Raw genomic sequence first — 8,434 nt, forward strand, 5'->3', positions numbered from 1 at the left:
TCACCGTCTCGCGTACGGCCAGCTCGGCCAGCATCTCGCCGAGCAGCGCCCGGCCGTACCCGCCGCGGCGGATCTCCGGCCGCACGTACATCGGGTTGAACCGCACCACGCCGGCGACGGAGGCGGTCCGGCCGAGGATGGCGACGGCGTCGCCCTCGTGCTCCCAGACCCGCAGCAGACCGGAGGAGATCTGCTGCTGGACCGACCGCCGGGCCGTCTCCCGGCTGAGCCCGGCGCCGTGTGCGGCCTCCAGGCACCAGTCGGTGAACAGCTCCAACTCCTCGGCCAGGGCGGCCCGGGACTGCCCGGCCGGGGCCGGCCGGTCGGAGGTCACGGCGGGGCCGGACAGGCTCAGTACCCGCTCACGCCGGCCCGCGTGAGCGGGTCGGCCGGTGGCCTCGGACCACGCGGCGGCGAACGCGGCGGCCGCCGCGTCCGGTCCGATCACGCCGGGAAGCCGGTCGGGGCCGGCGCCCAGCTCGGTGCCGAGCGCGGCCGCGGCGGCCTCCGGCATCCCGCTCAGCACGACCAGGTGCGGGGGTGTGAAGGCCGCCACGCCGACCACCGGCGCCGAGCCGGAGGTCGGGTCCTCGACCCGGCTCCAGTTGATCGGCGGGGCGGTCGGCGGCCGGAACTTCGCACCTGCCAGCATGGTCAGCAGGATGGAATTCTCGACGGGGTTGCCAGCAATCCACCCACCGGTTTCGGAGATGAACTCTTCGGTGTTTCTCGTGGTTTTTACGAGCATGTCGAAAAAATATCCCGAGGGTGGTTCGATGGCAATGGGGCAATGCGCTTTTCCCGACTCAGCCCGCGTTCGGCCGACCGGCTCCGGGGCCGCCCTGTCCCGGACGGCCCTGGCCGCCCGCGCCGGGGCCGCCCTGACCGCCTCCGCCCGGGCCTCCCTGGCCGCCCGGCCGCTGCATCATCCCGGCCGAGACGCCGGCCGTCATGCCGCCCTCCAGGCCGAACAGCGAGCCGGTGACGAAGCTGGCCGCGTCGCTGCTCAGGAAGACCACCGCGTTGGCCACCTCCTCCTCGGTCGCGATCCGCCCGAGTGCGGTGCCCGACCCGGCCCGCTCCAGCGCGCCGGGCTGGCTGCCGACCCGCTGGCGGAACTCCTCGGTGTCGACCGGTCCGGTGATGAGCGCGTTGACCCGGATGCCGGCCGGACCGGCCTCCAGGGCGGTGGCCCTGGTGAGGCCGACCACGCCGTGCTTGGCCGCGGTGTACGCGCCCAGGCCGAAGGCGGTGCCCTGGACGCCGGCGGTGGAGGCGTTGTTGATGATGCTGCCGCCGCCGCTCGCCCGCATGGCGGCGATCTCGTGCTTGAGCGAGTGGTAGGTGCCGGTCAGGTTGACGGCGAGGACCGCGGCGAAGGCCTCGGCCGGGACGCGGTCCAGCGGGCCGAACGCGCCGCCGCCGCCGGCGTTGTTGAAGGCGATGTCGAGCCGGCCGTGTCGCTCGACCGTGGTACCCACGAGGCGGGCGACGTCATCCTCCACGGTGACATCGGCGGCGATGAAGTCCGCCTGCCCGCCCTTCTCGCGGATCCTGTTCACCACGGCCTCGCCCAGCTCGGCCCGGCGGCCGGAGACCACGACGTGCGCCCCGGCGGCGGCGAGTGCGAGCGCGGCCGCCGCCCCCATGCCGGAGGTGGATCCGGTCACGAGCGCGATTTTCCCCTGGAGTTGGCTCATCGTTCGCTGCCCTTCCGGGCGGCCGTGGCCGCCCTGACGTTGGCTCTTGACGGCTAATTTTGATTGTATAGTCTATACGAATTCAAGCTCGGAGCAAGGACTCCGAGCCGGCGGACGCCTCCTCAAGGAGTACCCAATGAGCGCCCCGTACGCTGCACCCGCCCCAGAAGTGCCACGGAAGACCTTCTTGACGATCTTTGCTGCCCTGGTGCTTGCCATGTTCCTGGCAGCCCTGGACCAGACGATCGTGGCGACGGCCCTTCCGACCATCGCCGGCGACCTCGGCGGTGTCACCCACCTGGCGTGGGTGGTCACCGCCTACATGCTCGCGGCGACCGCCGCGACGCCGCTCTGGGGCAAGCTGGGCGACCTCTACGGCCGCAAGCTGATGTTCCAGTCGGCCATCACCATCTTCCTCCTCGGCTCCGCGTTGTCCGGACTTTCCGCCAACATCGGCCAGTTGATCGGTTTCCGGACCCTCCAGGGTCTCGGCGCCGGCGGCCTGATGGCGTTGGCCATGGCCCTGATCGCGGAGCTCGTCCCGCCGCGCGAGCGCGGCAAGTGGCAGGGCTACGCGCAGTCCTGCTTCGTGCTGGCCGGCGTGGTCGGCCCGCTGGTCGGCGGTGCCTTCGTCGACCACCTCAGCTGGCCGTGGATCTTCTACATCAACCTGCCGATCGGCGCCGTCGCGCTGGTGGTGGTCACCTCCGTGCTGAAGCTCCCGGTCAACCGGCAGAAGCACCAGCTGGACTACCTCGGTTCGGCGCTGCTCAGTGCCGCGATCGTCTCGATCCTGCTGGTCTCGGTCTGGGCCGGCGACCAGTACGCGTGGGGCTCCGTGCAGGTCATCGGCCTGCTGGTGCTCGCCGTGGTGCTGCTGATCGGGTTCGTGCTCCAGGAGAAGCGGGCCGCCGAGCCGGTCGTCCCGCTGGAGCTGTTCAAGGACCCGGTGGTCCTGGTCGCCACCCTGGGTCTCTTCCTCACCTCGATCTCCCTCTTCGTGGCGACCGTCTACACCCCGCTGTTCCTCCAGGTCGCCAACGGTGACACCGCCACCGAGTCCGGCCTGCTGCTGGTCCCGATGATGCTCGCCACCGTGGTCAGCCTGACCGTCTCCGGCAAGGTCGTCGCGGCGACGGGCAAGTACAAGATCTTCCCGATCATCGGCCTCCTGGTGATGTCGCTCGGGCTCTTCCTGATGTCGACGCTCAAGGCCGACTCCTCGGAGGTGGCGGCCGGCGGCTTCCTGGCCGTCTTCGGCATCGGCTTCGGCATGGTGACCCAGGTGCTCATCGTGGCGGTCCAGAACTCGGTCGAGATGCGGCAGTTGGGCGTGGCCACGGCCGCGGCGAACTTCTTCCGCTCGCTCGGCGGCGCGATGGGCGTCACCGTCTTCGGTGCCATCCTCAACTCGCAGCTGCGTGACCTGCTGCCGAAGAAGGTGCCGGCCGAGGCGCTGGAGCGGCTCGGCACCGATGGCGTGCTGACCGCTCCCGCCAAGGTCCGGGCGCTGCCCGAGCCGGTGCGCGACGGCGTGTCCGACGCGCTGGCCCAGTCGCTGCACGTGGTCTACCTGGTCGGCATGGTGGTCTCGCTGATCGGTGCCGTGGTGGTGCTCTTCCTCCAGGAGCGTCCGATGCGGGCGCCGATGGGCGCGCCCGGCGGCAAGGGCGGCCCGGGTGGGCCCGGCGGACAGGGTGGCCCCGGTGGTCCCGGCGGTCAGCACCAGGGTCAGCACCAGGGTCAGGGCGGCCCCGGCGGCCAGTGGCAGGGTGCGCAGGGCGGTCAGGGTGCCCCGGGTGCCCAGGGCGTCGGCGCGCAGGGTGGCCCGGCCGGCCAGGGTGCCCAGGCCGGCCAGGGCGGCGGGCGACCGGAGGCCGCCGGCCCCGGTGCCCGTCCGGAGGCCGCAGCCGGCTGACGGCTGCCGGACCGGTGTCCCGCCGATGTGACGACCTCCTCCCCCTCCGCCCTCGCCGGGTGGTGGGGGAGGAGGTCTGTCCGGGCAGCGATTTGACGCCAGATCAGTGCGCGGTACGGCTCGAAACGGACGTCGAAAGACAGTGCGGAGTGAGTGTTCACCCGCTAGGCTGGACGGGCAGTCGGCACCCCGGCCGCGGTGGGGCGGGGTGCCTGGCACGGCCTTCCCCGCCGCACTCCGAGCGCCGGGAGTCCCGGCGCGACCAGCCCACCAGGAAGCGGGTCGACTCCATGGCCGACATACCCAGCCAGCAGCGGCGTGCACTCTCCCGGGACCTCCCGCCCGCAGACGCCCCCACCATCCCGCCGGTGACCAGGATCGGTGTCATCGGCCTCGGTGTGATGGGCGGCGGCATGGCCTCCCGGCTGCTCGACCAGGGCCACCGGATCGTGGTCCACAACCGGACCCCCGAGCGCGCCGCCCCGTTCGCCGCCCGCGGCGCGGAGGTCGCCGACACCCCGGCCGCGCTGGCCGAGCGGGTCGACGTGGTCCTGCTCAGCCTCGCGTCCGAGGCCGCCGTCGACGAACAGCTCTTCGGCCCCGGCGGCGTCCTGGAGACGCTGCCCGCGCACGGCATCGTGATGGACACCAGCACCGTCTCCCCCGACTTCGCCCGGTCGGTGGCCCAGCGGGTGGCTGGCCGCGGCCGCAACGCCGTCGACGCCTGCATCATCGGCAACGGCCAGCACGCCAAGGACGGCGAACTCCGCTTCATGGTCGGCGGATCGGCCGAGACCTACGACCGGCTGAGCGCCGTGCTGGAGCCGCTGGCGAAGGAGATCCGGCACCTCGGCCCGAGCGGTCTGGGCGCCACCGCCAAGGTGATGCTCAACGTGCTGATGGGCGTGGAGATGCAGGTGCTCGCCGAGTCGGTGACGCTGGCCCAGGCAGCCGGCATCGACCGCGAGCTGGCGCTCCAGATGATCAGCGAGAGCGGCTTCAGCTCGCCGGTGATGCGGTTCAAGGCCGGCGTGATGCGCCGCCGGGCCTACGGGGACCCGCAGTTCCGGCTCGACCTGATGCGCAAGGACCTCCGGCTGGCCACCGCGGAGGCCGACCGCCTCGGCGTCGACACCCCCGTCTGCGACGCCACCCATGAGACGCTGATCGCCGCCGCCGAGGCGGGCCTCGGCGAACTGGACTGTGCCGCCGTGCTCTCCCACGCGGAGGCCGCCGCAGGCCTGGCCGCCACTCCGGACCGTACGTGAACCACACGCCTTCACCGAGGAGTTGATTTACGTGTCCCAGTACAGACGGCCCCGGGCGGCCAGGTACGGCTCCGCCCTGGTGGCGTTGCTGACCGCGCTCGTGATGCTCACCGTGACCAACGGCGCCGGAGCCGAGGACGCCGAGGGCTCCCGCCACCGCTCCGCCGACTGGAGCAGCTGGCAGTTCGACGCCACCGGTACCCGGTTCAACGGCCAGGAGCACCGGATCACCCCCGCCAACGTCTCCGGTCTCGGCCTCGAGTGGGCCTTCGGCCACGCCAAGGTGCCCGGGGTCTACCTGGGCAGCCAGCCCGCCGTGGCGGACGGCACCCTCTACGTCGGCGGCGCCGAGGGCACCTTCCACGCGATGGACGCGAAGACCGGCGCGGCCCGGTGGACCTTCGACGTCGCCCCGGTGGCCGGTGCCCACTCCACCAGCAACCCGGACCCGGTCCGCAGCAGCCCGGCGGTCGAGGGGAACACCGTCTACTTCGGTGACAACCGCGGCTACCTGTACGCGCTGGACCGCCGCAACGGCGCGCTGCGGTGGTCGCTGAAGCTCGACACCCACCCGCTGGCCCAGATCACGAGCTCCCCGCTGGTCCACGACGGCAAGGTCTACGTCGGCGTGTCCAGCAAGGAGTCCGGCGCGACCTTCGACCTCACCTACCCGTGCTGCACCTTCCGGGGCTCGGTGGTCGCGGTCAACGCCTGGACCGGGCAGCTGGAGTGGCGCCACTGGACCAACCCCGAGCCGCAGCTGGTCGGCACCTGGCCCAACGGTGCGAACCGCTACGAGCCCTCCGGCGTCGCCGTCTGGAGCTCCCCGGTCCTCGACCGGGCCAGCAACACCGTCTACGTCGGGACCGGCCAGAACTACACCGGCGCGGCCGGCGACACCGACTCGGTGCTCGCCCTGAACGCCCGCACCGGCGCGGTCCGCTGGCGCACCCAGGAGACCTTCCCGGACACCTTCACCGTCGCCTGCGGCACCCCGGGCGCCGACGCCTACTGCCCGAGCAAGGCCGACGGCACCGACCACGACTGGGACTTCGGCGCCAGCGCCAACGTCTTCAGCATCGGCAACCGCCGGGTGGTCGGCATCGGCCAGAAGAACGGCGTCTACCACGTCTACGACGCACTGACCGGCGCCAAGGTCTGGGACCGCGCGGTCGTCGCCAACCCGAACACCAAGGGCGGCAGTTCGGGCATCCAGTGGGGCACCAGCTACGACGGCAACCGGCTCTACGTCGCCACCTGGTTCGCCAACCCGGGCACCCTGTACGCGCTCGACCCGGCGACCGGCGCGATCCTCTGGCAGACCGAGAGTCCCGCCGACGGCTGCCAGTGGGGCGGCGCCGCCGCCTACCCGCAGCTCTGCCAGCGGGCCTTCACGCCTGCGGTCACCGCGACCCGCGGCCTCGTCTACGAGGGCGGCGCGGACGGCAAGATGAGGGTCTTCTCGGCCGCCACCGGCGCGGTGCTCTGGCAGTACGACGTGGTCCGCGACTTCACCACGGTCAACGGCGTGCCGGCACACGGCACGGCCCTCTCCGGTGGTGGCGGCGCGGTGGTGGCCGACGGCATGCTCTACATCCAGGCCGCCTACTACCCGCAGTATCCGAGCAACTCGGGCGGCGTACTGCTCGCCTTTTCCCTACCGTAGGACACGTTGTCGTAGCGAAGGTCAACTCACGGCCGGCGGCGAACAGTTGCCGCCGGCCCCGGCAAGGAGGCACATCATGGAGATCGTCGTGGTCGGAGCGGCCGGTCGTACCGGACGACTGCTGGTCGAGAAGGCACTGGAGAACAAGCACAGCGTCACCGCACTGGTGCGCGACCCGGCCAAGCTGCCGGTCGAGCACGAGCGGCTGACCAAGGTGCGCGCGGACGTCTTCGACGTGGCGTCGCTGAACGGCCCGCTCGCGGGCAAGGAGGCCGTCCTGGTCGCGCTGGGGGTCACCAGCCGCACCACGACGACCGTCTTCTCCGAGGGCGTGCGCAACGTCATCGCCGCCGCCCGGGCGGGCGGGGTGCGCCGGCTGGTCACGATGTCCTCGGCGGGGCTGGAGACCAAGCACCTGCCGGCGATGCAGCGGTTCGTCGCCGAGTTCGTGGTGGACCGGGTCTACCGGAACATCCACCTCGACCTCGCCCGGATGGAGGACGAGGTCGAGGCCAGCCCGCTGGACTGGACGATCGTCCGGGTGCCGATGCTCACGGACGGCCCGGCCACGCCCAACTACCAGGCGGTCGTCGGCGGTCACATCGCCAAGGCCTCGCGCATCGCGCGGGCGAACGTCGCCGACTACATCGTCACCCATCTGGATGACACGGCCACCTACGGCCGTCGCGTCGAGGTGGCCAACTGATGGACCCCGGCGGAGGCCGGCCCGCCCGCGGCACGTCCGCGGCGCGGGCCGGCCGCGCGCCCGGACCCGAGGACCCGAGCGAGGAGGGGAACGCTCCGTGAACATCGTCGTGTTCGGCGCGACCGGGGGTACCGGCCGCCACGTGCTGGACCTGGCCGCCGAGGCCGGGCACTCCACCGTCGCCTTCGCCCGTGACCCGCTGGCGCTGGTCGACGCCCGGCCGCACAGCATCCGGCAGGGGGACGTCCTCGACCCGGACGCGGTGGCCCGGGCCGTCGAGGGCGCCGACGCGGTGGTCTCCGCGCTCGGCATCGGTTACAGCCGGGCCGCCACCACCGTCTACTCGGCCGGCACCGACCACATCCTGAAGGCCATGCGCGCGGCCGGCGTCGGCCGGGTGCTCTGTGTCTCCACCACCAGCATGGGCCCGCCGCCCTGGCGGGCCGCCCCGTTCCAGCGCGCGCTCACGTCCTGGGTGCTGCACCCGATGCTCCGCCGGCCGTACGCCGACATGGCGCGGATGGAACGGCTGGTGCTGGAGGACACCGGGCTGGACTGGACGCTCGTCCGGGCCGCCCGGCTCACCGGCGGCCGGGCCCGCGGCCGGTACCGCACCGGCGTCGGGAGCCGGCTGCCCGGGGCCTGGTCGATATCCCGGGCCGACCTCGCGCACTACCTGGTCGGCGCGCTCGCCGAGCCGTCCACCCACCGCGCGGTGGTCGAGATCGCCTACTGAGACCGCGTACCGAGACCGCGTACCGAGACCGCGTACCGAGACCGCCTACCGAGACCGCCCCGGCACCGCTCGCCGGTGGTGCCGGCCGGGCACCGTTCCGCCGGCCCGGCCGGCGGGCCGGGCCTCCTCCCGACCGCCCCCCCGACCTCCCTCCACTCCCTCCCGACGGCCGCCCGTCGGGGCGTCGCCCGCCCGGACCGTGTACGGACCGTCTCCCCGAGGACGGTCCGTACTCAACGGGGGGTACGGCCGGCTACTCCCGTGGTGCGATGCCCGGCCTTCCCGGACGGGGCAGAGTATGGAGTGATCCGCGGATCACCCAAGCCGTGGGCCGGCGGCCTCATCACCATCCACCCCCGGTGGCCGCCGGCCCGTGGCCCGCGTCGCCCCTCGCCTTCCGGAGCACAGCCGATGCCCACACCTCCCGGCCCGCCCGCCGC

At 72.7% G+C, this 8,434-nt stretch carries 7 protein-coding genes; 5 read left to right on the forward strand and 2 right to left on the reverse strand.

The features are described from left to right. Window positions 1–652, reverse strand: a 652-nt coding sequence (locus tag ACFWOG_RS37165; RefSeq protein ID WP_380363866.1) for a GNAT family N-acetyltransferase, incomplete at its 3' end; no start/stop codon positions are given. Between the two features lie 154 nt (window positions 653–806). After that, window positions 807–1,670: an SDR family NAD(P)-dependent oxidoreductase gene (locus tag ACFWOG_RS37170; RefSeq protein ID WP_380363868.1), complete on the reverse strand. Its 864-nt coding sequence runs from the start codon at window positions 1,668–1,670 to the stop codon at window positions 807–809. A 217-nt stretch (window positions 1,671–1,887) separates the two neighbouring features. Here ACFWOG_RS37170 and ACFWOG_RS37175 point away from each other — a divergent pair, with 217 nt between their 5' ends. The 5 genes from ACFWOG_RS37175 (at window position 1,888) to ACFWOG_RS37195 (ending at window position 7,994) form a co-directional block, all read left to right on the forward strand. After that, window positions 1,888–3,618, forward strand: coding sequence for an MDR family MFS transporter (locus ACFWOG_RS37175; protein ID WP_329950037.1), 1,731 nt, complete (start codon window positions 1,888–1,890; stop codon window positions 3,616–3,618). Window positions 3,619–3,908: 290 nt separating this feature from the next. After that, window positions 3,909–4,886: an NAD(P)-dependent oxidoreductase gene (locus ACFWOG_RS37180; protein ID WP_329882651.1), complete on the forward strand. Its 978-nt coding sequence runs from the start codon at window positions 3,909–3,911 to the stop codon at window positions 4,884–4,886. Between the two features lie 31 nt (window positions 4,887–4,917). Beyond that, entirely contained in the window at window positions 4,918–6,552 is a 1,635-nt protein-coding gene (locus ACFWOG_RS37185) for a PQQ-binding-like beta-propeller repeat protein (RefSeq protein ID WP_329950038.1), read from the forward strand. A gap of 76 nt (window positions 6,553–6,628) precedes the next feature. Beyond that, complete coding sequence (locus ACFWOG_RS37190; protein WP_329950039.1) at window positions 6,629–7,258, forward strand: NAD(P)H-binding protein; 630 nt, start codon at window positions 6,629–6,631, stop codon at window positions 7,256–7,258. A 97-nt stretch (window positions 7,259–7,355) separates the two neighbouring features. Further along, the gene (locus ACFWOG_RS37195) at window positions 7,356–7,994 is read left to right on the forward strand and encodes an NAD(P)H-binding protein (protein ID WP_329882654.1); all 639 of its coding nucleotides are present in this window, start codon (window positions 7,356–7,358) and stop codon (window positions 7,992–7,994) included. Window positions 7,995–8,434: the final 440 nt, after the last annotated feature.

This window comes from Kitasatospora sp. NPDC058406, from assembly GCF_042722765.1.
Lineage (GTDB): Bacteria > Actinomycetota > Actinomycetes > Streptomycetales > Streptomycetaceae > Kitasatospora.